Source organism: Alcanivorax sp. 97CO-5 (genome assembly GCF_000524665.1).
Classification (GTDB): Bacteria; Pseudomonadota; Gammaproteobacteria; order Pseudomonadales; family Alcanivoracaceae; genus Alcanivorax; species Alcanivorax borkumensis.
In genome coordinates this window covers 23267-48838 of sequence record NZ_KI965904.1, presented here as the reverse complement: position 1 = coordinate 48838, position 25572 = coordinate 23267, and the positions used below count along the sequence as shown (strand labels likewise).

At 53.8% G+C, this 25572-nt stretch carries 26 protein-coding genes; 16 read left to right on the top strand and 10 right to left on the bottom strand.

The annotated features are described in order from the left end of the window. Window positions 1-82: 82 nt before the first annotated feature. The 4 genes from alaC to Y017_RS10795 all read left to right on the top strand — a co-directional run bounded on the left by alaC (window position 83) and on the right by Y017_RS10795 (window position 6020). Window positions 83-1273, top strand: coding sequence for an alanine transaminase (gene alaC, locus Y017_RS10810; protein WP_035460794.1), 1191 nt, complete (start codon window positions 83-85; stop codon window positions 1271-1273). A gap of 42 nt (window positions 1274-1315) precedes the next feature. After that, the gene (locus tag Y017_RS10805; RefSeq protein ID WP_011588090.1) at window positions 1316-2617 is read left to right on the top strand and encodes a homoserine dehydrogenase; all 1302 of its coding nucleotides are present in this window, start codon (window positions 1316-1318) and stop codon (window positions 2615-2617) included. Between the two features lie 134 nt (window positions 2618-2751). Next, a complete protein-coding gene (gene thrC, locus Y017_RS10800) occupies window positions 2752-3834 on the top strand; it encodes a threonine synthase (protein WP_011588091.1) in 1083 nt (360 codons plus the stop codon). Between the two features lie 617 nt (window positions 3835-4451). Continuing rightward, window positions 4452-6020: a BCCT family transporter gene (locus tag Y017_RS10795; protein ID WP_011588092.1), complete on the top strand. Its 1569-nt coding sequence runs from the start codon at window positions 4452-4454 to the stop codon at window positions 6018-6020. 241 nt (window positions 6021-6261) lie between these two features. Here the strand turns inward: Y017_RS10795 and Y017_RS10790 are convergent, their stop codons facing one another. Beyond that, window positions 6262-7494 carry an EstA family serine hydrolase gene (locus Y017_RS10790; RefSeq protein ID WP_035460791.1) on the bottom strand — a complete coding sequence of 411 codons (1233 nt, stop codon included), beginning with the start codon at window positions 7492-7494 and terminating at the stop codon, window positions 6262-6264. 286 nt (window positions 7495-7780) lie between these two features. On the opposite strand from Y017_RS10790, the gene Y017_RS10785 reads away from it, so the two are divergent. After that, entirely contained in the window at window positions 7781-8098 is a 318-nt protein-coding gene (locus Y017_RS10785) for a DUF962 domain-containing protein (RefSeq protein ID WP_011588094.1), read from the top strand. Between the two features lie 49 nt (window positions 8099-8147). Next, window positions 8148-8621 carry a group III truncated hemoglobin gene (locus Y017_RS10780; protein ID WP_011588095.1) on the top strand — a complete coding sequence of 158 codons (474 nt, stop codon included), beginning with the start codon at window positions 8148-8150 and terminating at the stop codon, window positions 8619-8621. Between the two features lie 281 nt (window positions 8622-8902). Here Y017_RS10780 and Y017_RS10775 read toward each other — a convergent pair whose 3' ends face one another. Continuing rightward, window positions 8903-10111 (bottom strand): CaiB/BaiF CoA-transferase family protein, encoded by a 1209-nt coding sequence (locus Y017_RS10775; RefSeq protein WP_011588096.1) that lies wholly within the window; start codon window positions 10109-10111, stop codon window positions 8903-8905. A gap of 202 nt (window positions 10112-10313) precedes the next feature. On the opposite strand from Y017_RS10775, the gene trmH reads away from it, so the two are divergent. Further along, on the top strand, window positions 10314-11006 hold the full coding sequence (gene trmH / locus Y017_RS10770) for a tRNA (guanosine(18)-2'-O)-methyltransferase TrmH (protein ID WP_011588097.1): 693 nt from the start codon (window positions 10314-10316) through the stop codon (window positions 11004-11006). Here trmH and Y017_RS15340 read toward each other — a convergent pair. Continuing rightward, entirely contained in the window at window positions 10991-11224 is a 234-nt protein-coding gene (locus tag Y017_RS15340) for a hypothetical protein (protein ID WP_162488612.1), read from the bottom strand. The two genes, trmH and Y017_RS15340, sit on opposite strands and share 16 nt — an antisense overlap. Window positions 11225-11418: 194 nt before the next feature. On the opposite strand from Y017_RS15340, the gene Y017_RS10765 reads away from it, so the two are divergent. The 3 genes from Y017_RS10765 (at window position 11419) to Y017_RS10755 (ending at window position 14344) form a co-directional block, all read left to right on the top strand. After that, window positions 11419-12090, top strand: a complete 672-nt coding sequence (locus Y017_RS10765) for a methyltransferase (protein ID WP_035460790.1) — start codon at window positions 11419-11421, stop codon at window positions 12088-12090. Between the two features lie 169 nt (window positions 12091-12259). After that, complete coding sequence (locus Y017_RS10760) at window positions 12260-13642, top strand: DegQ family serine endoprotease (protein ID WP_035460788.1); 1383 nt, start codon at window positions 12260-12262, stop codon at window positions 13640-13642. 387 nt (window positions 13643-14029) lie between these two features. Next, complete coding sequence (locus Y017_RS10755; RefSeq protein ID WP_011588100.1) at window positions 14030-14344, top strand: thioredoxin family protein; 315 nt, start codon at window positions 14030-14032, stop codon at window positions 14342-14344. A 26-nt stretch (window positions 14345-14370) separates the two neighbouring features. Here the strand turns inward: Y017_RS10755 and Y017_RS10750 are convergent, their stop codons facing one another. Next, window positions 14371-15402, bottom strand: coding sequence for a medium chain dehydrogenase/reductase family protein (locus tag Y017_RS10750; protein WP_035460787.1), 1032 nt, complete (start codon window positions 15400-15402; stop codon window positions 14371-14373). A 118-nt stretch (window positions 15403-15520) separates the two neighbouring features. On the opposite strand from Y017_RS10750, the gene Y017_RS10745 reads away from it, so the two are divergent. Further along, entirely contained in the window at window positions 15521-15943 is a 423-nt protein-coding gene (locus Y017_RS10745; RefSeq protein ID WP_011588102.1) for a DoxX family protein, read from the top strand. A gap of 113 nt (window positions 15944-16056) precedes the next feature. Here the strand turns inward: Y017_RS10745 and Y017_RS10740 are convergent, their stop codons facing one another. Further along, complete coding sequence (locus tag Y017_RS10740) at window positions 16057-16452, bottom strand: TM2 domain-containing protein (protein ID WP_011588103.1); 396 nt, start codon at window positions 16450-16452, stop codon at window positions 16057-16059. A 25-nt stretch (window positions 16453-16477) separates the two neighbouring features. Next, on the bottom strand, window positions 16478-17671 hold the full coding sequence (gene purT, locus Y017_RS10735; protein WP_011588104.1) for a formate-dependent phosphoribosylglycinamide formyltransferase: 1194 nt from the start codon (window positions 17669-17671) through the stop codon (window positions 16478-16480). Between the two features lie 161 nt (window positions 17672-17832). Here purT and tadA point away from each other — a divergent pair, with 161 nt between their 5' ends. Then, window positions 17833-18291, top strand: coding sequence for a tRNA adenosine(34) deaminase TadA (gene tadA, locus Y017_RS10730; protein ID WP_011588105.1), 459 nt, complete (start codon window positions 17833-17835; stop codon window positions 18289-18291). Between the two features lie 140 nt (window positions 18292-18431). On the opposite strand, the gene Y017_RS10725 is transcribed toward tadA, so the two are convergent. From Y017_RS10725 to Y017_RS10710, 4 genes are all read right to left on the bottom strand, one after another. After that, window positions 18432-19586 (bottom strand): OmpA family protein, encoded by a 1155-nt coding sequence (locus tag Y017_RS10725; RefSeq protein ID WP_011588106.1) that lies wholly within the window; start codon window positions 19584-19586, stop codon window positions 18432-18434. A gap of 176 nt (window positions 19587-19762) precedes the next feature. After that, window positions 19763-20620, bottom strand: a complete 858-nt coding sequence (locus tag Y017_RS10720) for a GGDEF domain-containing protein (protein ID WP_011588107.1) — start codon at window positions 20618-20620, stop codon at window positions 19763-19765. Between the two features lie 88 nt (window positions 20621-20708). After that, complete coding sequence (locus Y017_RS10715) at window positions 20709-21233, bottom strand: chalcone isomerase family protein (RefSeq protein ID WP_035460785.1); 525 nt, start codon at window positions 21231-21233, stop codon at window positions 20709-20711. Continuing rightward, window positions 21215-21784 (bottom strand): nuclear transport factor 2 family protein, encoded by a 570-nt coding sequence (locus Y017_RS10710; protein WP_035460783.1) that lies wholly within the window; start codon window positions 21782-21784, stop codon window positions 21215-21217. The genes Y017_RS10715 and Y017_RS10710 overlap by 19 nt, the downstream gene beginning before the upstream one ends. Before the next feature lie 138 nt (window positions 21785-21922). Between Y017_RS10710 and Y017_RS10705 the strand changes: the two genes are divergently transcribed. Genes Y017_RS10705 through Y017_RS10690 form a run of 4 tightly spaced genes read left to right on the top strand, consistent with a single transcriptional unit; the run spans window position 21923 to window position 25547 of the window. Further along, on the top strand, window positions 21923-22459 hold the full coding sequence (locus Y017_RS10705) for a DUF2878 domain-containing protein (protein WP_011588110.1): 537 nt from the start codon (window positions 21923-21925) through the stop codon (window positions 22457-22459). Next, on the top strand, window positions 22452-23225 hold the full coding sequence (locus tag Y017_RS10700; protein WP_011588111.1) for a DUF1295 domain-containing protein: 774 nt from the start codon (window positions 22452-22454) through the stop codon (window positions 23223-23225). Before Y017_RS10705 ends, Y017_RS10700 begins: the two co-directional genes overlap by 8 nt. Continuing rightward, window positions 23222-24238: a cyclopropane-fatty-acyl-phospholipid synthase family protein gene (locus Y017_RS10695; RefSeq protein ID WP_011588112.1), complete on the top strand. Its 1017-nt coding sequence runs from the start codon at window positions 23222-23224 to the stop codon at window positions 24236-24238. The genes Y017_RS10700 and Y017_RS10695 overlap by 4 nt, the downstream gene beginning before the upstream one ends. Window positions 24239-24287: 49 nt before the next feature. Then, complete coding sequence (locus Y017_RS10690) at window positions 24288-25547, top strand: HAMP domain-containing sensor histidine kinase (protein WP_011588113.1); 1260 nt, start codon at window positions 24288-24290, stop codon at window positions 25545-25547. Window positions 25548-25572 lie beyond the last annotated feature (25 nt).

Genomic DNA, 25572 nt, shown 5'->3' with positions numbered 1-25572 from the left:
AAACACAGGGCGGATACATTGACGGCGCCGAGCTGCGCCGTTAATGTGTCCGCCTTCTTTTATTCCCACCCAAGGTGTTGTCGTGGAAACTGATTTCCAGCGAATCCGTCGTTTGCCTCCCTATGTCTTCAACATTGTTGGAGAGATGAAGGCAGCCGCGCGAGCACGGGGTGAGGATATTATCGATTTCAGCATGGGTAACCCGGATCAGCCCACACCGAAGCACATTGTCGATAAGCTCACAGAGACCGCCCAACGAGGAGATACCCACCGTTATTCGCAGTCACGTGGTATTCCTCGCTTACGCAAGGCGATGACAGATTGGTATCAGCGCCGATATGAGGTGGATCTGGATCCGGAATCCGAAGCTATTGTTACCATCGGCTCCAAAGAGGGGTTGGCGCACTTGGCGCTGGCTACGATGGGCCCAGGCGATACGGTATTGGTGCCGAACCCTAGCTACCCGATCCATCCCTACGGCTTTGTGATTTCCAACGCGGATATCCGCCATGTCCCTATGGTTAAGGGCGTGGATTTCTTTGTCGAGTTGGAGCGGGCGATCAAGGAATCTTGGCCCAAGCCGAAAATGTTGGTGCTCAATTTTCCTGGCAATCCCACCGCGCAGTGCGTGGAGCTGGAATTCTTCGAGAAAGTGGTCGCTATCGCCCGTGAGCATCAGATTTGGGTGGTGCACGATATCGCCTATGCAGATATCGTGTTCGATGGCTACAAAGCACCGTCCATTCTTCAGGTAGAGGGAGCCAAGGATGTGGCGGTGGAGTTCTTTTCCCTATCCAAAAGTTACAACATGCCTGGTTGGCGGGTGGGTTTCTGTTGCGGCAACAAAGACTTGATCCATGCCCTAGCCCGGATCAAATCGTACATGGACTACGGTACTTTTACGCCGATCCAGGTGGCGGCTATCGCGGCCCTCGAAGGGGACCAGAGTTGTGTTGCGGAAATCTGCGAGATGTACCGTCAACGGCGGGATGTATTGGTAGAAGGCTTGGGCGACATTGGTTGGCCGGTTGAAAAACCCCGCGCCACCATGTTTGTTTGGGCGGAAATTCCGGAACCCTATCGGGCCATGGGCTCGCTGGAGTTTTCCAAGAAACTGCTTATCGAAGCCGGTGTAGCAGTGTCGCCAGGCGTGGGTTTTGGTGATTATGGCGATGATCATGTGCGCTTTGCACTGATTGAAAACGAACAACGTACCCGGCAGGCCATGCGCGGCATCAAAAAGATGTTCCGTCAGGATGGGTTGCTGGACTAACAGGATGCGCCTCGGCGCCCCTGAATAAAGAGAGGAAATGTCGTGAAATCGGTGAAAGTGGGTATTGCTGGTCTGGGTACGGTTGGTTCAGGCACCGTGAATGTGTTGAAGCGTAACGCGCGGGATATTGCTCGACGCGTCGGATGTCCGATTGAAATTACCCATATCGGTGCGCGCCGCGACAATGCGGCCTGTGATACCAGTGATATTCGCCTTTCTCGCGATATTTTTGCTGTGGCGACAGATCCAGATATCGACATTTTGGTAGAACTTATTGGCGGCATTGATACTGCCCGTGAGTTGGTACTTACCGCCATTAGAAATGGCAAGCACGTTGTCACTGCCAACAAGGCGCTGATTGCCGAACACGGTAACGAAATTTTCCAGGCGGCTCAGGATAATGGCGTGGATGTGGCGTTCGAAGCCTCTGTGGCTGGCGGGATTCCCATTCTCAAATCCCTGGGCGAAGGTCTGGCCGCGAACCACGTGAACTGGCTGGCGGGGATCATTAATGGCACCGGCAACTTTATCCTTACCGAGATGGAAGAGGGCGGCCGCGCTTTTGATGACGTGCTAGCCGAAGCGCAGCAATTGGGCTATGCGGAAGCGGACCCTACCTTCGATGTGGAAGGCATTGACGCGGCCCACAAGCTAACCATTCTGGCTTCTATTGCCTTTGGTATCCCGCTGCAATACTCCAAGGTCTACACCGAAGGCATCAGCCGGATCACCATTGAAGATGTGGCCAGCGCCGCGCACTTTGGCTACCGCATTAAGCACTTGGGGATTGCCAAGGACACCGGTAACGGGATTGAGCTGCGTGTGCACCCAACCCTAATTCCCAAGGAAACCATGCTGTCTGCAGTGAATGGCGTAATGAACGCGATCATGATCGACGGTGACGCCGTCGGGCCGACACTGTTCTACGGTGCTGGTGCGGGTGCCGAGCCCACCGCGTCTGCGGTGGTGGCGGACATCATCGAACTGGGCCGTGCGCTGACCGTAGACTATGACGAGCGGGTACCTTACCTAGGCTTCCATACAGACCAGATGTCTGATGAGCCGATTCTCACCATCGACGATGTGTCCTGTAGCTTCTATCTACGTTTGCACGTGCAAGATAAGACCGGTGTATTGGCTGACGTAACGCGCATTCTCAGCGACAATAATGTCAGCATTGATGCCCTGGTGCAGCGTGACGTGGATCAGGGTTTGGTGCCCATTGTCATGATGACCCACGTGGTCCGCGAAGGAGACATGAGTGCCGCCCTCGCCAAGATCGGTGCCCTTGAGTCGGTGAATAGCGATATAATGCGGATTCGAGTAGAAATGCTGGACGCTTGATTTCCGATGTTGGACGCTGCGGTTTAAGCGTTCGGCCTCACGCATCTAGCGTATGTCGTGTCGCTCAATATGACCACATTCAAGAACCGTAGAGCCTAGATTAGAGGCTTTACACTAGAAACAGAGACCTAACCATGCCTTTTCGTGACCGTTACACCGGCTTGATCAACCGCTACCGTGACCACCTGCCGGTGAATGATGACACGCCGATCATCAGCTTGGGTGAGGGGAATACCCCGCTAATTCGCCTGAAGAATATTCCCAAGTTGTTGGGCAAGGACGTGGATATCTACGTCAAATACGAAGGTCTTAATCCCACGGGATCTTTTAAGGACCGTGGTATGACCATGGCGGTGACCAAGGCCGTGGAAGAGGGCAGTAATGCCATCATCTGTGCTTCCACCGGGAACACTTCTGCAGCCGCTGCAGCCTATGCAGCTCGTGCGGGCATTACTGCTTTCGTACTGATTCCGGAAGGCAAGATTGCCATGGGCAAGCTGGCTCAGGCGATGATGTATGGTGCCGTGATCATGCAGATCCGTGGCAATTTCGATCAGGGTATGGAGTTGGTTAAACAGGTGGCTGACAAGGCGCCGGTGACCATCGTGAACTCGGTAAACCCGTATCGTCTGCAAGGCCAGAAGTCTGCTGCCTTCGAAATTGTGGAAGAACTGGGGCGCGCGCCAGACTACCACTGCCTGCCTGTGGGCAATGCAGGTAATATTACTGCACATTGGATGGGCTACAGCGAATACCACAAATCAGGCATCGTAAATGCGGCGCCGAAGATGGTTGGTTATCAGGCTGAAGGTTCTGCGCCCTTTATGCGTGGCGAGCGGGTTGAGGATCCGGAAACGGTAGCAACCGCTATTCGTATCGGTAACCCGCAGTCCTGGGACAAGGCCTGGAAGCTACAGGAAGAGTCTAAAGGTTGGTTCGACGAGCTGAGTGATCACGAGATTTTGACGGCACAGAAATTGCTGGCAGAAAAAGAAGGCATTTTCTGTGAGCCTGCTTCCGCCGCGTCAATCGGTGGTGCCATGCGAGATATTCAATCTGGCAAGATTCCGGAAGGCTCTACCATCGTTTGCACGTTGACAGGCAATGGTTTGAAAGACCCTGACACGGCCATTGCTCAGTGTCAGGACAGTCGCATGGTGACCATTGATGCGGATCTGGATGCGGTGAAAGGCGCAATTCTGTCAAACATGTCTTAAGCTTGTGGACATAAAAAGACGGAGCCATTGGCTCCGTTTTTTTATGGATACGGGCGGGCCGGACTGGCGCCACCGGATGCGGGTGCTAAAAGCGGGTGCTTACGCAGTGTGGTACCATGCGCGTTCTTTTGTGGCGAAAGGAACGGCGACCCGGTGTCGAGATTATTGAAACCACCTACGTGTAATACCTCCTCTCTGGGCTGACTGTGCCCATCTTTGGCTGGACTTTGTTCCTGCCCCCCTGACCAAATCTAATAGCCCATTTTGTGCGTGCCACTGCATCGTTACAGAGAGGCTTTGACATTGGTTGACCACCATCTAGTCTGTTTAAAACGACCAAGAAGGGAGAGACTGATGAAAACATCGTTATTGGCAACGCCAAGTGTCATTGGGCCGGCGTATGGCTTCATCGTTAGCGCCTCTGGGCAGAGGGTTAGCGCAGGTTTATATTTTTGACGATCTGATAAAGCTGCGACTCGCAGGGTCGCTTCGCGTTCAGATGATGTTTGGCTGTGAGGCTATAGAGGAGATCAACTCGGTTTCCTCGCATCGTCCGAGCCGACTGGCTGCAAGGCAGGTAATCTGCCCCTCGAAGCAAGACGGAATACGGAGCTTAGATGAAAATTAATTACGAGACCGACTATGACGTCGGCCAAGATAACGTGCAGGTCATGGGAATGGACATGCACAATCCTGTCTTCTTTATCAGTGCATTACTGATTCTTACTTTTGTGATTGGCACATTAATTTTCCCTGAACAAGCTAACGCTTTGCTAAATGGCTCCAAAGGCTGGGTTATTGAGCACTTTGACTGGTTATTCATGGTGAGCGGGAATGTCTTCGTTTTATTTTGCGTGATGTTGGCGGTACTGCCGTTGGGGAAAATTCGCCTCGGTGGGCAAAATGCCAAGCCGGAATTCTCTACTCTGTCCTGGTTTGCCATGTTGTTCGCAGCAGGGATGGGCATTGGCCTGATGTTCTGGAGCGTGGCGGAACCGGTAGCCTATCTTAATGGGCAATGGTACGGCACGCCGTTGGCGGTGGAAGCCGGCTCAGAAGAGGCCCGGCATATGGCGATGGGCGCTACCATGTACCATTGGGGTCTGCACCCTTGGGCAATTTACGCTGTAGTGGCATTGTCGCTGGCCTTTTTCTCCTACAATAAAGGAATGCCGCTGACTATCCGATCGGCTTTTTACCCCTTGCTGGGTGAGCGCTGCTGGGGCTGGCCGGGGCATATCATCGATATTCTTGCTGTGCTGGCGACGATCTTTGGTCTGGCCACGTCACTGGGGCTGGGTGCTCAACAGGCTTCCGGTGGCTTGCACTTCCTGTTTGACACGCCCAACGCCATTAACGTACAGATCGGCATCATTGTCGGTGTTACCGCTGTTGCGGTGCTATCGGTGATCCGTGGCTTGGATGGTGGTGTGAAAGTGCTCAGTAATATCAACATGAGCCTGGCCGTTTTCCTTCTGCTATTTGTGATTATCGCGGGTCCCACCGCGTTGATTCTCACGGGTTTTGGCACCACGGCGGTGGATTACATCAGTAATATTATTCCTCTGAGTACTTGGTTTGGCCGTGAAGACGGGGAATGGATGCACGGCTGGACCGTCTTCTACTGGGCGTGGTGGATTTCCTGGTCGCCGTTTGTGGGGATGTTTATTGCGCGTATTTCCAAAGGCCGTACCGTGCGAGAATTCATTGTGGCAGTGTTGCTGGTTCCCACAGTGATCACCATTATCTGGATGACCGCGTTCGGTGCCACTGGGCTGGAGCAATCCATCAATGGCGTGGGTGAATTGGCAAATGGGGTGGGTGATGCCTCCCTGGCCATGTTCCAGATGCTGGCTCACTTGCCGTGGACGGGGATTATTTCCTTCTTGGGTATTGCGCTGGTGCTAGTGTTCTTCGTGACTTCGTCTGATTCGGGGTCTCTGGTGATTGATTCAATTACCGCTGGCGGCAAGCTCGATGCCCCGGTTCCTCAGCGTATTTTCTGGGCTGTAATGGAAGGGGTGATCGCTGGCGTGTTGCTGTACGGTGGCGGTAAAGAAGCGCTCAAGGCTCTGCAATCCGGTGCGGTCACTACGGGCCTGCCGTTTACCATTGTATTGTTGTTTATGTGTGTGAGCCTGTTTATGGCCTTATCGGCAGAACGTAAGCGCCTGAAACTGGCTTGATCTACATTCTGTGATTGATAAAAATGCCCGCGTTATGCGGGCATTTTTATGTCGCTTAGCGGCTGCAACCTGGTATCAACCGGCCGTTTTTTCAAACGGCGTTGGGTGATCGTATGGAAACTAGGTGCACAGTGTGGAGGCCTGTATTTCCAGAATCAGCAGGATATGCCCGTAGTGGAATAAAAGCGCGCTCTGCTCCACGCAGCACGTGCGACGGTAAAAACAGCAGGGGCGTGATATGTCAGGCTCGGCGCAGCCGAGTATGCCGGTTGATGGTGTGCTGTAAGCCGAGCAGGGCGGGCAAGTGGGGGCCGATTATCCCTTTGCCGGTGGTCAGCAGGGCGCCGCTTAGATCGCGTTGTGGATCGGCCCAACAGTAGATGCTGATAAAGCCCAAATGCCCGAAGGCTTCCGGGGCACCGGGCCCGAACATGCTCATGCCCCGGTTGCCGAGCATGAAGCCGCTGGAGAAATTCAGTGGCAGCATCAGGGTGCGGTCGAAGCGAGGCCGGTGGTAGGCAGGCTCCAGTGCACGGGCAACGGTTTCTGGCTGGAAGATCTGTTGGTCACCATAGCGGCCATTGTTGAGCAACATCTGGAAAAAACGGCTGGCCTCTTCTGCGGTGGCGTAGAGGTTGCCTGCGGGCACGATCACCTCTTGAAAACGATCATCGTTGGTGACCTCCACCACTTCATCAATGCTGCCGCCCACAGCATAATTGAGAAACAGATCGACCAGTTTCAACGGCACCCCAGTGGATACATCTACCGCACGTTCTTCGCCGGTCTTGCCGAAGGTAAAGTATTTCATTCCCATGGGTTGGCGGATGACCCGGTCCAGGGTGGCATTCAGGGATTCGCCGGTTACCGCTTCAACCACGGCGCCAAGAATGAAGCCTGCGGTAATGGCATGGTAAGCCTGCGTATTGAGGCCGCTGGGCTTGGCGGCACAGAGAATGTCGATTATTTCCTGCGGCCGGTAGAGGATGTCTGTTTCCAGCGGCTCTTGGGGGCGTGGAATGCCGGCTTGATGGGTAAGCAGATGGCGCAGGGTTGTCCGGCCCTTGCCGTTCTGGCCGTAGGCGGGCAGATAGCGGGTTACCTTATCATCTAGACTGATCTGGCCCTGTTCTACTAGATGGTGCAGCAGCATAGCGCTAACCACCTTGGAGGCAGAGAACAGGCACACGGGAGTATCTGGTGTCATGATGCGTTGCGCCTGTGGGTCTGCATAGCCGATGCTGCGATTAAGCATGAGCTCGCCGTGGCGACGCAGGCACAGGCTGATCGCTGGGCTCATGCCGCTGCGATACAGTTTGCGGGTGGCACGCCAGATAGCCTCAACCTGTTCGGAGCCCATGCCCGTTTTGCTCAGTGGCGCTTCATCACCGTGCAGGGTTAGTTCATCAAGGCTGCGGGGAATAGGGTTGCCATGCTTACTGATCAGGCGGCGTACACGCGGGCGAAGGGCCATAATTGTCTCGCTAAAAGGGTCGTACAAGGAGTATGCAGGCGGCGATAGTAGAGGCCGACGCTATATTTATTGTGAAAGTACGACATTGTCCATGATCGTTGGGGCACTGCAATGGCTGCCTGCGCCATCTGATTGGCGTTAAATCACAACAAATTGACCCGTTGAAACCTGTCTACTGCGTTACAATGAAACGTAGTGTTTATTACGCTGCTGTTGGCTACAACGATGAGCGCCCTCGCTGTGGCGCGATAACTTATTAGAACAAAAGCTCTTAACAGGAGGCCCCATGGAGACCATCAAGCAATCCAATTTTCAGAGCTTTGCGGAGTTTTATCCCTATTACCTGCAGGAGCATGGCAACCCTACCTGCCGCCGGCTGCACTTTTTCGGCACCCTGGGGCTGTTCGGTGTGCTGGCCGGTGTGTTGATGACCGGCAACCTGTGGGGGCTATTGCTGTTACCGATAGTGGGCTATGGCTTTGCTTGGGTGGGACATTATGTTTTTGAAAAAAACCGCCCAGCCACGTTCAAGCACCCTTGGTACAGCCTTGCGGGTGATTTCGTCATGTTCAAAGATATTCTCACCGGGCGGATTGAGTGGTAGAGGGCGTAACCACAGGCAACAGGCTGGACGCTCGCCCGAGGAAAGCAGAATGACGGCGGTTGGATATTTTCGGCCCGGTGAATCGTCGGCCAAGGATAGTGAGCTGCCGGATCTGGATTGTCGGGAAAATATTGATGCCATGGTCCACGGGTTTTATCAGCGCTTGCTGAATGATCCAGTCATGGCGCCGGTATTTTTGGCGGTGGCGGGTATCGACCTGCAGCAGCACCTGCCGACCATCTGCCAGTACTGGTACAAAATGCTACTCGGTGAACAGGGTTATCAGCGGCACATGATGGCCAAGCATCGGGCGCTGGATGATCGTGAGCCGCTGACCGGGGAGCATCACGAACGGTGGCTGGGGCATTTTATGGCGAACCTGGACGGCAACTTTCACGGGCCGATGACTGACCGTGCTCGCTTGATTGCCCAGCGCGTCATGAATAATCTCTATAGCCAGCTCAGTGCCCGCCGGGCCAGCGGCTTCCTAGAACAGGGGAATGATGAAGTTACCCACGAGTAAGCTCGCACCACTCAGGTAGCAGCTGGTAATCAAAATTGGATCTGAACCCAGTGCCTCTCGACGCAAATGAAAATACACGCCAGCCCCCAGCAATCCTGCTGCCACAATGAACATCCCAATCCAGAGAATTTGGCTCATGACGGTGCCCCGTTTATTGTCGTGAAGCAGTTTCTGTGTGTTACGCAAAGAGTGAGCATGGTTTGCTGCAACCCGCGACGCACCTTTGTTTTACTCTTGGAACCATTTTTTTGTCAATTTCGCCTGCCGTACAGCATCACAATTTAGCCAATGATTCCCTGGGCCTGTAGCTCAGCAAATTCCGCGTCGCTTAGGCCTAGTTCATCACGGAGTACGCTGTGGTTATGGCTGCCCACCTCTCCGCCTGGCCAACGGGTTTTGCCGGGGGTGTCAGCTAATCGCGGGGTGATCGCCGGAACTTTTAAGGGTTTACCGTTGATCTCTACCTGCTGGAACAGGCCGCGGGCTTGAAAGTGAGGGTCCTCCATCATGTCGGCTACAGAATAGATGGGGCCGGAAGGCACTCGGGCCTCGGCGAGGATGGCGAGAATGTCGTCGCTGGGCAGGCTGCGACACCAGCTGTCCAATGCTGCATCAATGGCCTCTTCATGCTCAACGCGGCCGGCATTGTTGGCCATGGCCGGGTCTTCGGCCATATCTGGCCGGCCCGCAGCGGCCATCAAACGCTTGAAAATAGAATCGCCATTGCCACCAATCACCACGAATTTGCGATCGGCACAGCGGTAGGTGTTAGTGGGCACAATGCCGGTGACCGTGGAGCCTGCGGGTTCACGAATCACGCCGGCTCCATCGAATTCGGGAATCACGCCTTCCAGTAGGTTGAACACGGATTCGTACAGGGCGATGTCCACGACTTGGCCACGCGCACTGTTTTGGCGCTCGAACAGGGCGAGCAGGATGCCAAGGGCTGCGTGCAGACCGGCAATGGTGTCACCCAGCGACAGGTTGGGGCGCACCGGGCGCTCGCCGGGGAAACCATTCACATAGCGCAGCCCTCCGATGCCTTCGCACACCGAGGCGTAGCCGGGTTTGTTGGCGTAGGGGCCGGTCTGTCCGTAGCCGGAAATACGGGTATAGATTAACCCGGGGTTATCGGTGGCAAAACTGTCCGGGCCCAATCCCCAGTTTTCCATGGTGCCGGGGCGGAAGTTTTCGATCACCACATCGGCGCCCACCATCAATCGACGGGCCAGTGCTTTGCCTTGGTCGGTTTTCAAATCCAGGGTCACCGACTTCTTGTTGCGCCCCAGGCTGCGCCACCAGAACGAGGTGCCATTCTCGTCCAGTTTGCGCCAGCCGCGAATCGGGTCACCACCGGGCGGCTCCACTTTCACCACATCGGCGCCGAAGTAAGCCAGCAGAGTGCCGGTAAACGGCCCGGCCAGCAGTTGTCCCAGTTCGATAACGCGCACGCCGTCTAAAGGCAGGCGGCGGGATGGAGTGTCAGACATTAGGGCCTCCGATAAGTGAATTTTTTAGCGCACAAGACTATAGGATTCGGCGCGTCAGTGGCAGTCGGGCCGCCCGCGATTGCGCTTGTTCATGTAGAATAGCGACACCACATAATCGCACTCATAAGCGAGCGGTCTCTTTACTGAATGAAGACGGCCGGCGAAGCGGTGTAGTGATCTGAATAGGCTCTAAGGAAAACCCATGACCCCGGAACGTTACCGTCGCATTTGCGATACCCTGGACCGCCGCCAGCCTGATCTGACTGTCATTATGGACGGTGTTCACAAACCCCATAATATCGCCGCCATTGTGCGCACCTGCGACGCGGTGGGCATTCTTGATGTACATGCGGTGCTGCCTAAAAATCGTGCCCGCATGGCTGCAGGGACGGCCATGGGTTCCCAGCGTTGGGTGCAGGTGCACAAACGCGATGAAAGCACCGACGTGATCCGTGAATTGCAGGGGCAGGGGGTACAGGTGCTGGCGGCACACCTGTCGGATGACGCTATTGAGTATCGGCAGGTAGATTACACCCGTCCCACTGCACTGCTGTTGGGGACTGAAAAGTTTGGCGTCAGCGATGAGGTGGCCAGCGCGGTGGATCAGAATGTAACCATTCCCATGATGGGTATGGTGGAGTCATTTAACGTGAGTGTGGCGGCGGCGATCATTCTTTCCGAGGCCTGCGAGCAGCGCCGTGCCAAGGGCTTTTATGACCAGCCTCGGGTGGCCGCGGCCCGCTATCATGAGCTGTTGTTCCGCTGGGGCTATGCCCGTATTGCCCGCTTGTGCGATGCCCACGGCGTGCCGTATCCGGAGCTGGATGAAGAAGGGCAGGTGAAAGACAGTGCCGCGCTTACGGCGCTGTTGCAGAAGACTCAGACGGAGGCGTAGTGGCGGCTTTGTTGGTTGCGATAGACGCCACCGGCCCGAGCATTATTGCCCCCCACGCCGGGAACCGCAGGGTATTGTCCATGGTGGCGTAGCGCAGGCGGCGAATATCGGTGCCTCGTTCGCAGGCCAGAGCGATCATCGCGACCAACGACCTTGCCGTGGCGAATCTGATCCACCGCCGCAGTAGTATCGGCTTTATAGAATATGCCCGTGGTCACGCCCTCTAGGGCAGCGCTCAAAAACGCTTACGATAGGCATCAGGTACACGATCTGGTCAGATTTCGCGTGCGTAGCAGAGGGGGCGCTAGTAACGCTGACGAGCAGCGTAATCAAACCAATTCATCCCTGTCTGACAGTCATTTTGTGATTCTTTTTAAGGATGTTAGAGAGGCGAAAAAGAAGATTTGAGATTATGCCAATAGAACAGGAAAGAGTAGGGCTTAAGGCCCTGCATGAACGGCTGCATCGTGTGCTGCCGACGGTGTCTTTGTCGTGCCAGCCTTTGCCGCAAACACCGGCCCTGCGCCTGTGGTTGCTCGATGAGTTGTTCCCTGAGCAAGCTCTGGCTCCAGAGATTGTTAATGCAATTATGGAAGAGCCCCCGTATTGGTCGTTCTGCTGGGCTTCGGGCCAGGTACTGGCGCGATATCTACTGGATAACCCCAGTTGTGTAGCTGGACGCTGTGTGGTGGACGTCGGCCCGGGTTCAGGGGTGGTTGCGATTGCCGCCGCCATGGCTGGGGCGCGTAAGGTGATTGCCTGTGATTTGGATGAGGATGCGCTCACTGCCACGGCCATGAACGCCCGGGAAAACGGTGTTGATGTGAGCTTGAGTAATGATCTCAGTGCGGCCCTACAAGAAGCAGATTTAACCACCGCCGCTGATATCCTTTATGACCGAGATAATCTGCCGTTACTGGCCCAGTTGCAGTTGGCCAGTGCGGTGCTGTTGGCGGACTCTCGGGTGCCAGACCTGAACCCGCCAGGTTACCGTTTACTAGGAGAATGGGAATCTTGTACTTGGCCGGACTTAGGGGAATCGCAAGAGTATAACCACGTTCGTCTGTTTGCTTCGGAACCGTAGCGGATTGTTCTGGTCAGAAAAAAGTGGGTGACCCCCAATCCTTAGTGCCCGCTTTGTGCTACAAGCATTTCTGGGTGTCATCCGCTACTGCCTTTAGCTCATCATCGTTTTTAACGATGATGTTTCCTTGCAACAGGAGGAACAACCGTTGTTTGAAAAAACGTTGTCTATGAAAAATAAGCCGAGTCTTTCTCTTGTCTGTGTGCTGATGTTGTTATACCTGGCCTTTTCCCCGGTTCATGCGGCCTTGCCTGCCGTCACCGCTGAAGGCGATGCGCTTCCCTCTCTGGCCCCCATGCTGGAGAAAACCTCCCCGGCGGTGGTCAATATCGCTATCGAAACCCGGGTGAGGGCAGCGCGAAACCCATTAATGGATGACCCTTTCTTTCGCCGGTTCTTCAATATACCGGAACAACAGCGGCCTGCAGAGCGCCGTGCGGTTAGTGCCGGCTCCGGGGTCATTGTGGATGCTAGAGAAGGTTATGTGCTGACCAATGCCCATGTGGTTAAGAATGCTGACAACATTGAAGTCACTCTCACTGATGGACGTGAACTGTCGGCGGAGCTGGTGGGAGTGGATGATGAAGTGGATCTTGCCGTACTTAAACTCGAAGATGCGGAGCGCCTGACTCAGATTGCGATTGCTGATTCCACAGGCTTGCGGGTGGGTGATTTTGTGGTGGCCATCGGCAACCCCTTTGGGCTTGGGCAAACGGTGACCAGCGGTATCGTGTCTGCACTGGGGCGTACTGGTCTTGGCATTGAAGGGTACGAGAGCTTTATTCAGACCGATGCCTCCATTAATCCTGGGAACTCTGGTGGGGCGCTGGTTAATCTGAACGGCGAGTTGGTCGGTATAAATACCGCCATTTTGGCCCCAGCCGGCGGTAATGTGGGCATCGGTTTTGCCATCCCCACGGAGATGGCCGAAAACGTGATGCAGCAGTTGATTGAACACGGTGAAGTACGCCGTGGCATGCTTGGTGTCACCATTCAGGACTTAACGGCTGAATTGGCTGAAGCCTTTGGTGTAGAGCGCCAGCGTGGTGTAGTCATTACTCAAGTGGTTGAAGATAGTGCGGCAGAGAAAGCGGGTTTGAAAAGTGGTGACGTCGTTACTGCCGTGGACGGCCGCCCGGTAAACCGAGCCGCGGACCTGCGCAATAAAGTGGGTATGGCTCCGGTGGGCGAGAAGGTCACTCTCAGTATCCTCCGTGAGGGTAACAAGAGAAATATTACTGCTGTGATTAGCGAGTTATCGCGGGAAACCGCAGGTGGTGAGGTGGTTTCCAAATTCCTGGAAGGTGCCAATCTGCGCGACTTGAGAAAAGGCGAATTGCAACATGCCGACACGGGCGTGCTGGTGGACGAAGTAGAACGAGGCTCTCCCGCCTGGCGTGCCGGGTTGCGTAAAGGTGATGTGATCATCAACGTGAATCGACAGGATGTTGAAACCATGGACGGATTACGTAAAGCGGTGGACGATAAAGAAGCTGCCCTGTTGTTGCGGGTTAACCGCAATGGTGGCGTTTTCTTTGTGGTAGTGCGCTAATCGACGGTCGGTAGCGCCGACAAAAAAGCCGGCAATCAGTGCCGGCTTTTTTGTCTCTTATTTTCCGTAGGTCGGCTTAGCTGTAGCTGTATGCTGACAGCCAGAGTTACTGTCGGAGCCATGCAAAATAGCCAGATGCTGAGCCGGGTTCTGCCCGGCGTTGTATAAAGTAGCGCGCAGCGCATCAGCGGTGGGCGGTCTACAGCGTAGCGTTTATCCTGGCGATTCAGGGTGATGATATAAATGCCTTCGCGTTGTTCGCAACGGGATCGCTCACAGCACCACCTGGGTTCTCTGGCCGCGAAATCATGACAGAGAAATTATCTAAGCATAAGATTGGCCGGTATCTCTCCTGCGGCATAGCCGTCTAGAGAGTTGGAGAAAGTGATGACGTATGTGCGTGAGTATGAGGATGAGAGCATTACCCGCGAGCAGCTGGATGAGAGTGCCGGGCTGAGGGTTATTGAGTTTGGCGCCAATTGGTGTGGCTACTGCATTGCCGCACAACCGGATATCGAAGCGGCGCTAGCGGAACACCCTGAGCTCAAGCATGAAAAGATAGCAGACGGGCCGGGTAGGCCCCTGGGCCGCAGTTTCCGTGTGAAGTTATGGCCAACATTGATAGCGATTCGTGATGGTGAGGAAATAAACCGGGTGGTGCGGCCAGAGAGTGCTGATCAGGTTCGCCAACTTTTCTTGTAGCGCTTTCCCCGGGGATTGCGTATGAGCTATTGAGGCACTTCAAGAACCACCTTGCCCACGGATTGACCCGATTGCAGTAGTGCTAAGGCGGCATGGGCATCGTCGAAGGCGAAGCGGTGGCCAACGTGAGGTGGGGGTAAATCAATGGCTTGTAGTTCGCGTAGCAAGGTCTGCATGATGGTTTTTTGTTCCCATAGCCAGATCAGGTTAAAAGCCATTACCGATCGGTTGTTGCTGATCATGTCCATGACGTCATAGCGAGGGCGGCGTAGGTAACGCCAGGCGGCTTTAAGATAATTAGGGCGGTTGCCGGTCGGTGTGAATTCGGCGGCGCCGAAAACCACCAGACGGCCCATGGGATTGAGTGCTGCAAAGCTGGCTTGCTGGACGGTGCCGCCTATGGCATCGAGTACTAGATCAAAACGGTGGCCGCTTTCTGTCAGTTGCCGTGAAAAATCCCGTTGCCGTACCAACACATCGCTAAAACCCATGTCTTGCAGTATTCGTGCTTTGTTTGGATTACCCACAGTACCCACGGGGGTGGCGCCCAGCGCTTGCGTCAGCTTCATGGCTTGCAAACCGACACCGCCAGCGGCGCTGTGAATCAGGACGTTGTGGTCGGGTTGGAGGTTGCCCAAGGTCGTCAGTGCATACCAGGCGGTGAGTGTCTGGGCGGGGAAAGCCGCGCCCTGAGGAAAATCCCAGTGGTGGGGCAGTGGCATCAAATAATCAGGTTCGCTATCAATCACGGAGCAATAACCGCCGAAGCGGGTCACGCCCATTACCCGGTCGCCCACCTTAAACAGACTGTCAGTCGCTTTGTTGTGAGCCCCAGCATCGATGACCGTGCCGGAAAATTCCAGCCCTGGGGTGAACGCGCCTTGTGGCGTTGCGGAATACAGTCCGGTGAGAGCGAAAATGTCGGCAAAATTCAGGCCTACTGCATGGACGCCTATGCGTAGCTGCCCGAGCGGTAATGTCGGTAGAGGCATTGTTTTTTGGGTCAGTCTGGCAAGGCTACCCGCTTTGGGGGTTTCCCAGGCCGTTAGCGTGGGCATGGTGAATTCCGACAGTGAAACGGGCAGTATGCGTTGTCGAAGGGTTGGCCTCAATGTGCATCACCAAGCAGGGTTAGACTTTGATGTGGTCTTTGCTTTTTTTTCAGGAAAGTGAAGAATGGATTTTAAAAGCGGTAGTCGATGGAGCCTGAAAATAGTGAATAATCCAGATATAGGAAAGCTAATTTTACGCCTGTCTTTAGGGCTAATGCTGCTGTTGCATGGTGTCCATAAGCTTCATGCTGGCGTGGGCTGGATTTTCGCTATGTTAGCGCAGCATGATCTCCCTGGGGTTTTGGCCTATGGGGTATTCATTGGCGAGGTGATCGCGCCAGTGATGATCATTATGGGTTATCAGACACGCATTGGCGCCGGCTTGATTGTCACCAACATGCTGGTCGCTCTGGTATTAGCGCATATGGGAGAGCTTTTCAGCCTGAATAATACTGGTGGCTGGGCGATTGAACTGCAGGCGTTCTATTTGTTCACCGCGGCGGCGTTAGTATTCTTGGGGGCAGGAAAGTACGCGATGAAAAACTGATTAGCTGATCGGATCCCTAGCGCCCGATGTTGGGCGCTAAAAGATAAAGACGATCGCGTCAGGTCTTTTCAACGTCAAGCATCGGGCTTTTCCATATTAGGTTACGCAGGGCATTAAGCCAGACGATTTTTCTCTGTGATCTGACCGTTCAGTGTCCAGAAATCATAGAGAATACCTAGTCCGAACAGGCCTGCGGTAAGCAGGTAGATAATGCCAGTGACGACTTTGCCCATGTAAAAGCGGTGAACACCGAAAATGCCCAAGAAGGTGAGAAAAATCCAGCTGAGGTTGTAATCAATACTGCCTGCCTCGTAGCGCGTGTCCGCCGCGTCATCCATGCCGGGAATCAGGAACAGGTCAATAATCCAACCGATGAAGAACAGCCCCAGGGTAAAGAACCAAAGCGTGCCTGTGAGCGGGCGGCCATAGTAAAAACGGTGGGCACCCATGAAGCCAAAGATCCATAGTAGATAACCAATCACTTTACTGTGTGTGTCTTGGTTCTGCATATTTGATTCCTTTTATAACGAGGGTTTACAGGTCGACCTTGAATGCTGCAATAGCGGTGTTGGCTTTGTCTCGTGCTGCGTCAATAGTATCTGCTTTTGCTAATGCCACCCCCAGCCGGCGGCTGCCGTTGATGTCCGGCTTGCCAAACAGTCGCACTTCCGTATCCGCGTTGGCTAAGGCCGTGTTCAGGCCATGGTAGCGCATGGCTTCAGACTGGCCTTGTATCAGTAGCACGGAGGAAGCCGACGCCCCTCGTTGTTCAATGGTTGGTATTGGCAGGCCGAGAATGGCGCGGGCATGCAAGGCGAATTCGGATAGGGTTTGGGAAATCAGTGTGACCAGCCCGGTGTCGTGGGGGCGGGGGGAGACTTCACTGAAGTACACCTGATCGCCTTTGATAAATAATTCGACTCCGAAAATACCCAAGCCGCCAAGGGCATCGGTAATGGCCAGTGCGACTTCACGAGATGCTTGTAATGCTGCGGCGCTCATCGGTTGTGGCTGCCAAGATTCTTGATAATCGCCGTTTTCTTGGCGGTGACCAATGGGGGCACAATAACTGGTCTTAATCTCGCTGCCGGCCTTGTGGCGTACCGTTAGCAAGGTGATTTCGTAGTCAAAGTCCACAAACCCTTCCACGATGACCCGTCCTTTACCTGCGCGCCCGCCGGATTGTGCGTACTCCCACGCGGGCAGAATGTCGGCTTCGTTTTTCAGGGTGCTTTGGCCTTTCCCTGAAGAGCTCATCACCGGTTTGACCACGCAGGGGAAGCCAATTTCGCGCACGGCTTGTTGATAGCCTGCCAGGCTATCTGCAAAGCGATAGGGTGAGGTGGGCAATGATAGTTCTTCTGCTGCAAGGCAGCGGATGCCCTCGCGGTTCATGGTTAGCTGTGCAGCGCGAGCGGTGGGTACCACTGTGTAGCCTTCTGCTTCCAGCTTAACCAGTTCGTCTGTGGCGATAGCTTCAATTTCCGGAACGATCAGCGCAGGTTTTACCTGTTCGACTACTGCTCGCAGGGCGGTGCCATCCAGCATGTTGATGACATGACTATGTTGGGCGACCTGCATGGCAGGAGCGTGAGCATAACGATCCACCGCAATCACTTCGCAGCCATAGCGAATTAGTTCCAAAGCAACTTCGCGGCCTAGCTCGCCGGAACCCAGCAGCATCACACGGGTGGCGTTGTCGGTGAAAGGGGTGCCAATGACAGTCATAACAGCTCTCAATATGTGTGGTGCCCTGATTGTAATGAAAAGCAGACGCTACGCCAGCAGTGGCTGCCCTTGCCTCATTCTGTGCGCAGGAGGCTTGCGGTACACTTGGTGTGTTGTGCTTGCTGGGCGAGTTAGTCTGGGGCGTGAATTAAGGAGAGTAGGTGGACGATCAAGACTGGATGCAACAGGCTCTAATGCTGGCTCGTCAGGCGGCAGATCAGGGAGAGGTGCCTGTGGGGGCGCTGGTGGTTCGTGGAGGGCAGTTGTTGGGGCAGGGCTATAACCAGCCGATTACCGCCAATGATCCCAGTGCTCATGCGGAGATCATTGCCATGCGTAGTGCGTCCCTTGCAGAAAAGAATTACCGTCTTAGCGGTTGTACGCTCTATGTCACCCTAGAGCCCTGCACCATGTGTTTTGGTGCCATGGTTCATGCCCGCATCGGCAGGCTTGTATATGGCGCTAGTGAGCCACGTGCGGGGGTATGCGAAAGCCAGTTGCAGCTGCCATCGGTGGATTTCTACAATCATCGGGTGGAAGTGGAAAAAGGCGTTTTGGCAGAGGAAAGCGCTATGCTGCTCAAACGTTTCTTTGCGGATCGTCGAAAGAGGCCGCGTTAGAACGTTGCTGGGAAAACAGACCTTTCGTGGCGTCAGCAGAAACGATCTGCTCAGGTTGTGTTGCTTGCTGTGAGAGTGCTGAGATCACAGAACGAAAAAAGGGCCGGTAAAAACCGGCCCTTTTCAGTTAGCGTGGCTCCTTACTGGAACTGCGCTTCTTTGGTGGTCGCTTTCAGGATAGTTTCTACGCGACGGTTTTCGGCGCGGCCTTCGCTGGTCTTGTTGTCAGAGATAGGCTTCTCTTCACCGTAACCCACAGTGGTGATGCGATCTGCGCTAACGCCGAACTTGTCAACCAGTACGGCCTTCACAGCATCTGCACGCTGCTGGGACAGTTTCTTGTTGTAAGCGGCTGAACCAGTGCTGTCAGTATGGCCTTCCAGTACTAGGTTGGCTGACGGGTACTGGCGCATGTCTTCGGCTAGGTTTTCCAAAGACGGGTAAGAGGTCTGACGGACTTCGGTTTTATCGTGGCCGAATTCAACGTACAGAGTCTCCTTCACGTCCTTTTCTAGGTATTTCTGACAGCCTTTGTCATCAACTAGGGCCCCAGCAGGAGTGTTCGGGCAGTCGTCCATGCTGTTGACGATGCTATCGTTGTCGTCGTCCAGTTCACAACCAGTGGCATCTACCTGCGCGCCTGCTGGGGTGTTGGCGCACTGATCCCGGTCGTCTGGCACACCATCGCCATCGCTATCAGTAACGACATTTTCGATCGGAGCCGGTTCTTGTTCGTTGCTGGAACCGCCGATTAGGAAGTTAAGGCCAGCGTAAACTTCGGCATCCCAGCGCTCTGCGTCAAAGCTGTAGTAAGGACGTGCGCCTACGTCCAGCAGAAAGTGTGGGTGGAGGAGGGTTTGGAAACCCGTTTCCAGTGTGCCGATTGTTTCAGCATTGTCGTCTGAGCTGTTGCTGGTAGGCTCGAAACGCAGTTCACCCGCACCTATACCCACATAGGGTTCGAAGGCGGAGTTGCCTGCGAAATGTTTGCGGATTGCGCCGTGGGCAATATTGATATCGGCATCACCGCCGAGATTGGTGTTGGAGTTGTTACGCTCCCACCAACCTTGGAAGGACCAGTCACGATTAAAGCGGTAACCCATTTGAGCGCCGGGAAGGGTCACTTCGCTATCGCTGGTGTTTTGGTCAATGTGGTCACCCACGTCCAGCCAATTTTCACTGATGTGCCCGCCGAAGTAGAAAAACTGTTCGGGGATGTCGTCAGCAATGACAGTGGTGGTCGCGGTGACCGATGCGCAAGCAATGCTCGCCGCTAAAAAACGTTTAGCGTTCATAAGCTCCTTCCTTATTTTATTCAGTAGGCAGATCAAACACATTACCAGTGTTGGCTAGCCTGTCTCCCATGTAAATCCTCACATAGAGATTAATAAAAAAATTTACAAATATGGATTTTATTCGGTAGCAGGAAGGCGTTTTTTTGTAACGTTGTAATGTTAAAGCATTAAAAGTTTTATTTTTGTGGGTCCTTAATATTAGCCTGTTTGGCCTGTTGAGGTGTTACATCAGCGATGTCTTTGTATGAGGGGGGTTGGAGTACTTTTTCACGCCCTTCGTTGCGGTTCTGGTAGAGCGCATAATCTGCTTCGTTAAGCAGGGGGTTAAGGCTGCGGCCGCTATTTTCAGTGCTTGCGACTCCGATACGGGCTGAGACGATAACCGATTCTTCTGGCTGCGGTGCCGCTCCTAGGCTGGAAAGCTCGAGATTGCTGGCCAAGGTTTTTAACCCTTCCCCCATGCGCGCGGCATCGTCGAAATTGGTGTGGGGAAGCACCAAAAGAAATTGAGCGCCATCAAAGCGTCCAAATAGATCACTCTCGCGGATTTTCTCCCGAATGCAGTCTGCAAATAAGCGAAGGGCTTTTTCTCCAGTATGGCGCCCGTAACGGTCCAGTAGCTGGGTGAAATCCGCAATTTCGATAAGCAGGATGGAGACGGTGTAACTGTGCCGTTGGCTAAGCGCCAGTTCCCGTTCAAGCATGCCAAGCAGGTGGGGGCGATTGAACAAGCCGGTGAGGTGATCCTCTCGCGCCAGTTGTTGAAGTTGGTGGTTATATCGGTCTAGCGCGACCAGTCGGCAGCTGAATAGATAGAGCGGTGGGGCAACCAGTAATAAGGGTAGTAAGACGGCAAGAACCAGTGGCGACAACCAATCGCGTTCACCGACCAGCATGATGCCAATGCTGGTCAGCACCAGGGACACCAAGATGGAAATGAGAGTGATGAAGACGGTGCCTTTTAGCGCTGAGCGGCGGTCGCTATTACGGATTAGCTTGGCGGTCGTCGCTACCACATGAAAAAGCTTACCCATGCTCGATGGTCCCCCCCAACGTGTTGATTATTATGCTTTGTCAGTATCACGGTTGCCCGCATGGCGTGCAACCGTTAGCGAGTGAGCATCAACGCTGTAGTAGGTTTTCTTTTAGTGGTCGTGAATAAGGCGTTTCACCAAACCAAATGCGTAAATAGTTGCGGGCAAAATCATCCCCGGTTTCTGTGGCCAGCAGGGTGTTGTTAAGTGCCAGTGTCAGGCTGTTGGGGCGATAGGTTAGGGTATAGACATCACCGTCACCAATGTCCTGATAATGGTTGTTGAATTGTTTGAATCGCGCTTTATAGCGTTCGAAGTCAGCTTTGCTGAGATTTTTTTCCAGGAAATTGAGTGCAGCCTTAGCGAAGGCATCACCGGGCACTTCACGAAAGTAGCGGAAGCTTAGCCGCATGGGAGGGTTTTGTAGGTTGCTGGTTTGGCACTTGTGCCGTGACAGAGTGGCCTCTCCTACCGTAATGAAACGCAGTGCTTTTACATCGCTACGGGCACACACCTGCCAAGGCTGGTTGTTCTCGCTGGTGTAGCCAGGGGCAGTGAATATCGCAGTAACGAATAGCAGTACCGCTCGACTTATCAGTGTTTTCTTAACCATCGTGTTATTGGTCCTATCAAGGGTAAGTGCTGATCAACTCCTTGGCTGCTATCCCAGAAGTCCTGTTGAAAAATGACTTGTCCCTGTGCATTAAAGCGTAATTGACTGATCCCTATCGTGCGCGATAGCCGTTCGCTTCCAAGCATCGTAAAACGTGCGTCCATTACCCAGCGTAAGTAAAGATCGCTGCCGTCATTGATAACCTTGGTAATCGTCAACGACATGCTGTTAAGGCCCTCTGCTGTGGCCTGTAAGTGGGCGGCTAGTTCGTCTCGGGCTGTCAGGGTCACTAGAGTGTCATTGAAATACACCGGGTCGGCATAGATTGAGTCGATTTGTTCTGGAATCAGCGTCGCGTTCAGTGGGTTATAAAAAGCGGCAAAACGATTTATTACGCTGCTATCAGGTGGGGGGCTGGCTTGTGCTTCTGATGATGCGAGTGCTTGCTGATACTGGTTTGTGTACCCGTAGGGGCCTTTGACAGTACTGCTACACGCATTCAGTAGCACAGCCATCAATAACGAAATGGGTAATCTCAAGGAAGAATTCATCGGATCACTCTGGCGAATAAGCAGTGAATCGGGTGTGAAGCCTCGAAAAATAGACTTCAACGCAGGTATGGCCAGCCGGGTAAAGAATGTGGATAACGATTCACGGGGCTTTGACGAGGCCTGCCGCAAGCTCAACCCATGAATCTGCCCGCTAATGTTGTCATTGTGAATTTTCTTGCCTTCCAGTTGCTCTGGCCAGCAGCCGTTTTGGGCGCGTCTCTGGGTTGGGCCATGCTCGCTTGGTGTGTGTTGCTGGCCATGCTGATTACGCAAGTCGCACTGACCGGTCGATGGCGTAACGATGGGGTGTTGGTAGTGGCAGGGGCGGCTCTATGTGTCGTGATGGAGCCGTTGTGGCTATTGACTGATGTGTTGGAATATAGGAATTGGCCGCATCGTTGGTGGGCTCCGCATTGGGTTTGGGCTTTGTGGATGGGGTTTGCTGTGAGTTTTCGTTACAGCCTTGGCTGGTTGTGTGGCCGCCCCGCTCTCGCTGCTTTATTTGGTGCGGTGGGAGGCGTTTTTTCCGTCACTATGGGTATGCGTTTGGGGGCTGCGAGTGCCCCACAGGGTTGGGTATTGCTGGCGGTTATTTACGCTATTGGTTGGGCCATAGCGGTACCAATATTGGCACAAGTTGCCACGATGACAATGCGGGGAAAAGAGAATGCTTAATATTCATTACCTGTTACTTATTGTTCTGCTGATGGTGGCTACGGTGTTGTGGCTGCAACAGCTGCGCACTCAAAATGCCGGTTGGGTCGATGTGTTTTGGGCTTGGTCCGTGGGTATTGTCGGAATGAGCTTTTTGCTGACAGGTAGCGGCGCGCTGCTTCCCCGTGTGATTGCAGGCAGTCTTTTATTGGTGTGGTCGCTGCGCCTTGGCGGTCATATTTTCCAAAGAGTCAGTCAGGAAACATCAGAAGATGGACGTTATGCCGCTATGCGAGAGGCGTTAGGAGGCAAGGCCCAGCCGGTTTTTCTGTTTTTTTATTGGGGCCAAGCGCTGCTGGCCTGGTGTTTTGCACTGACGTTTTGGGTGGTGGCCGAGCAAGACTTTTTCACCACGCCTCTGGTTCTTCTCGGGGGGGGGATGGGTTTGTTTGCGATTGCTCTGGAGTCTCTGGCAGATAAACAGTTAGCAAGGTTTAAGAAGCGCCCGGACAGCAAAGGCAAAACCTGTCGTGAAGGACTATGGCGGTATAGCCGCCACCCCAACTATTTTGGCGAGTGGTTGCACTGGGTTAGTTACCCGGTGATTGCCATCGGCGCGCTGCACGGCGAATGGCTATGGTTGTTGCCGTTGGCCATGTTTGTGTTTCTGTGGTTTGTCACCGGCATTCCGTATACCGAAAAACAGGCGCTGAAATCCCGCGGTGATAATTACCGTGACTACCAGCGCACCACGAGTGCGTTCTTTCCTTGGAGACCTAAATCATGATGATTCAAATGGCTGAATCTGGCCTGTTACCCGATGGGCTGGTGCGTTTGGGTATTCGTCGTCTGTTGAGACAGCGGCTGCAGCAGGAAAAACAGCGCGATAACCGTCAGACCTTTGAAGCGGCTCTCCAGCAGGGGCCAGTGGCGGTGGGCCAAGATGAAGCCAATGAGCAGCATTATGAAGTAGATGCTCGGTTTTATGAGCAGGTATTGGGCTCACATTTGAAGTACTCCAGCGGCTATTGGCCTAGTTCATCGAGTTGCTTGGACGATGCTGAACGGGCGATGTTGGCCATGACCTGTGAGCGAGCTGATTTGTTAGATGGTCAAGATGTGCTGGAAATGGGTTGTGGGTGGGGGTCATTGACACTGTGGATGGCTAAACAGTATCCCAATAGTCGGATTACAGCGATTTCCAATTCGTCATCCCAGCGAGCCTTTATTTTAGGGCGCGCTGCTGAGCGCGGATTGGATAATGTGGACGTGATTACCGTCGATGCTTCCCAGTATCAGCCTTCCAAGCCCTATGACAGGGTGGTTTCGGTAGAAATGTTCGAACATATGCGAAATCACAAAACCTTGATGTTACGTATTCACGATTGGTTGAAGCCGGGGGGGAAATTATTCATCCATGTGTTCTGCCATCATGATCTGACGTACCTGTTTGAGACGGAAGGCAGCAAGGACTGGATGGCTAAGTATTTTTTCACCGGTGGAATGATGCCTGCCTATGATTGGCTGCCGCAGTGCGCGGGGAACCTTGAGGAGGAACAGCGTTGGGCGGTGAATGGGACGCACTATGCACGAACGCTGGAGGCCTGGTTGGTGTTGGCGGATGAAAAGCGTGAACAGTTGATTCTCCTGCTGGATGAAGTTTATGGCGAGGGGAAAGGTAAAGTCTGGTTGCAGCGTTGGCGTATATTTTTCATGGCGTGTGCTGAGTTGTTTAACTATGGTGAGGGACAAGAGTGGTTTGTTGCACACTACCGTTTCAGTAAAGCTGTTGTCAGTTGAGCCGGCGATATTGCGGCCATTGATGTAACGTTTTGATGATGAGTTATGCATGAAAAAAACCGGCGTCCAGCATCGTATAACCCGTGTCTATCTGGTTCAGTTATTGCTGATCAGTCTGGCCACCGTGCTGGGTGTATGGGCGACGGCCAATATCATTGAGCATGTGTTGGTCAAACAGGCCCTAATCAAGGAGGCCGATCATTATTGGTCTTTGTTTGAGGCAAATTCAACGCAACCACGGCCCAATACCCGCCACTTATTCGGTTTGCTGACCAGTGACGCGGTGCATGATGCCGTGCCGAAGGTACTCATGGATCTACCTGATGGCTATCAACGTGTGGATCTAGCCGGAGAACGGCCTATTGTTTATATCGAGCATCGCGATGACGCCCGGCTTTATTTAATCTTTGATGAAAAGCGCTTGTCAGTGCTGGCATTCATGTTCGGGATTTTACCACTGACGGGGGTGCTGTTGGTGATCTATATCACCTCGTTTCTCGGTTGGAAAAAATCCCGCGATTTACTCTCTCCACTGGTGCAGCTTTCTGATGCGTTGCGACAGACTCCGGTAAACGACCCAAGCGTGGCTCGCCCTGATCTAAGCGAAATAGCGGCGGACGCCGGCAGTGAAGTGGCTGTGCTGGTTACCGCTTTGGATGGTTATGCCAATCGGTTAGTGTCGTTTGTAGAGCGTGAGCGCCAGTTTACCCGTGATGCCAGCCATGAGTTACGTACGCCACTGGCCGTGTTTCGAGCCAACCTGGAATTGCTGGTGATTCAGATTGGGGATCGGCCACTGATACGGCGTATGGATGACACGGTTGATGATATGGAGGCGACGTTGGAGACATTGCTGATGCTGGCTCGTACCGAGCAGCATAGCCAGCAAAGTGAAGACGTGATTGTTAATGATCTGTCGGTGAATTTGATCGAACGCCTTAGCCCGTTGGCCGAACGCAAGCACATTCGATTACAGGTCCGGCAGACTGCACTGTTGAGTGTGAATTGCCCGGAAGCTGCGTTGACCATTGTGCTGACAAACCTGGTTCGCAATGCCATCAACTACAGTGGATCGGGTGATGTCACCATCGTGGTAATGGAGCAAGCGGTGCAGGTTGTGGATTATGGTGCGGGCATGGATGCGGAAGAATTATCGCGCATCATGCAACCTTTTGAGCGTGGTACGAGCATCGAAAGCGGCCATGGGTTGGGGTTGGCGATTGTGCAGCGCCTGTGCGAACGCTATCGCTGGTCGTTGATGGTAGCTAGTGAACCCGGTAAAGGCACGGAAGTCAGAGTGCAATTCTAAATGTATATTTCTTCTCTGCGGAGCG

Bases quoted from the DNA above. Each gene is read 5' to 3' on its own strand.
- Y017_RS10785 (WP_011588094.1), top strand. From the start codon at position 7,781: ATGGAGACCATCAAGCAATCCAATTTTCAGAGCTTTGCGGAGTTTTAT.
- Y017_RS10740 (WP_011588103.1), bottom strand. From the start codon at position 16,452: ATGCAGAACCAAGACACACACAGTAAAGTGATTGGTTATCTACTATGG.
- Y017_RS10705 (WP_011588110.1), top strand. From the start codon at position 21,923: ATGAATCTGCCCGCTAATGTTGTCATTGTGAATTTTCTTGCCTTCCAG.
- Y017_RS10715 (WP_035460785.1), bottom strand. From the start codon at position 21,233: ATGGTTAAGAAAACACTGATAAGTCGAGCGGTACTGCTATTCGTTACT.
- Y017_RS10700 (WP_011588111.1), top strand. From the start codon at position 22,452: ATGCTTAATATTCATTACCTGTTACTTATTGTTCTGCTGATGGTGGCT.
- trmH (WP_011588097.1), top strand. From the start codon at position 10,314: ATGACCCCGGAACGTTACCGTCGCATTTGCGATACCCTGGACCGCCGC.
- Y017_RS10795 (WP_011588092.1), top strand. From the start codon at position 4,452: ATGAAAATTAATTACGAGACCGACTATGACGTCGGCCAAGATAACGTG.
- thrC (WP_011588091.1), top strand. From the start codon at position 2,752: ATGCCTTTTCGTGACCGTTACACCGGCTTGATCAACCGCTACCGTGAC.
- Y017_RS10765 (WP_035460790.1), top strand. From the start codon at position 11,419: ATGCCAATAGAACAGGAAAGAGTAGGGCTTAAGGCCCTGCATGAACGG.
- Y017_RS10760 (WP_035460788.1), top strand. From the start codon at position 12,260: ATGAAAAATAAGCCGAGTCTTTCTCTTGTCTGTGTGCTGATGTTGTTA.
- Y017_RS10725 (WP_011588106.1), bottom strand. From the start codon at position 19,586: ATGAACGCTAAACGTTTTTTAGCGGCGAGCATTGCTTGCGCATCGGTC.
- Y017_RS10710 (WP_035460783.1), bottom strand. From the start codon at position 21,784: ATGAATTCTTCCTTGAGATTACCCATTTCGTTATTGATGGCTGTGCTA.
- Y017_RS10690 (WP_011588113.1), top strand. From the start codon at position 24,288: ATGAAAAAAACCGGCGTCCAGCATCGTATAACCCGTGTCTATCTGGTT.
- Y017_RS10695 (WP_011588112.1), top strand. From the start codon at position 23,222: ATGATGATTCAAATGGCTGAATCTGGCCTGTTACCCGATGGGCTGGTG.
- Y017_RS10780 (WP_011588095.1), top strand. From the start codon at position 8,148: ATGACGGCGGTTGGATATTTTCGGCCCGGTGAATCGTCGGCCAAGGAT.
- Y017_RS10750 (WP_035460787.1), bottom strand. From the start codon at position 15,402: ATGCCCACGCTAACGGCCTGGGAAACCCCCAAAGCGGGTAGCCTTGCC.
- Y017_RS10745 (WP_011588102.1), top strand. From the start codon at position 15,521: ATGGATTTTAAAAGCGGTAGTCGATGGAGCCTGAAAATAGTGAATAAT.
- Y017_RS10775 (WP_011588096.1), bottom strand. From the start codon at position 10,111: ATGTCTGACACTCCATCCCGCCGCCTGCCTTTAGACGGCGTGCGCGTT.
- Y017_RS10720 (WP_011588107.1), bottom strand. From the start codon at position 20,620: ATGGGTAAGCTTTTTCATGTGGTAGCGACGACCGCCAAGCTAATCCGT.
- purT (WP_011588104.1), bottom strand. From the start codon at position 17,671: ATGACTGTCATTGGCACCCCTTTCACCGACAACGCCACCCGTGTGATG.
- Y017_RS10755 (WP_011588100.1), top strand. From the start codon at position 14,030: ATGACGTATGTGCGTGAGTATGAGGATGAGAGCATTACCCGCGAGCAG.
- Y017_RS10790 (WP_035460791.1), bottom strand. From the start codon at position 7,494: ATGGCCCTTCGCCCGCGTGTACGCCGCCTGATCAGTAAGCATGGCAAC.